Below are 508 nucleotides of genomic sequence, written 5' to 3' on the forward strand. Positions count from 1 at the left end.
TGGGCGAAATCGGCATGTTCCGCTTTCTGCCGCAAGGGGTGGCTATGTTGCAGGGACGTGGCAAGTGTCCGCGCAACGGCTGCTGAATCGTTCAACTGATCATATTGCGCCATCAGCAGCGTGATCTGCACGCATCCATCCACCGCCGCTTCGACATCTTGCCGGGCGGATGTGAAATTCTCATCGGCGGCTGCCCGTGCGGCGTCCAATCGCGCGTGGCACTGCATGATTTCCTCATGCACGTACATCGCCGACGGCTCCTTGCTCAGATCGTCTAGTGTCTTTTCAGCCTTGGAGATCGCTGCCATCAGGTCTTCGGGATCATCCTCGGCGATGACCTTGATATCGGTGATGACATCGGCAAAATCCGCGACGCGTTTTGCGCTGTCCTTAGCGGTGTCGCATTCATCCTTCAGTTCGGTATAGAGGTCCGTCGCGATGGCAAAGTCAAAGCCCGCAGCCTTTCTCTGCGCATTCGCATCCTTGCCTTCCAACCGTGCCAGCAAGG

At 57.5% G+C, this 508-nt stretch carries 1 protein-coding gene; it reads right to left on the bottom strand.

Going from position 1 to position 508, the window contains the following annotated elements; translation table 11 throughout:
- Nucleotides 1-508: hypothetical protein (locus FRW57_RS23865; protein ID WP_162529504.1), on the bottom strand; the 508-nt coding region annotated here is incomplete at both ends.

It is taken from the genome of Segeticoccus rhizosphaerae, assembly GCF_009192725.1.
GTDB lineage: Bacteria > Actinomycetota > Actinomycetes > Actinomycetales > Dermatophilaceae > Segeticoccus > Segeticoccus rhizosphaerae.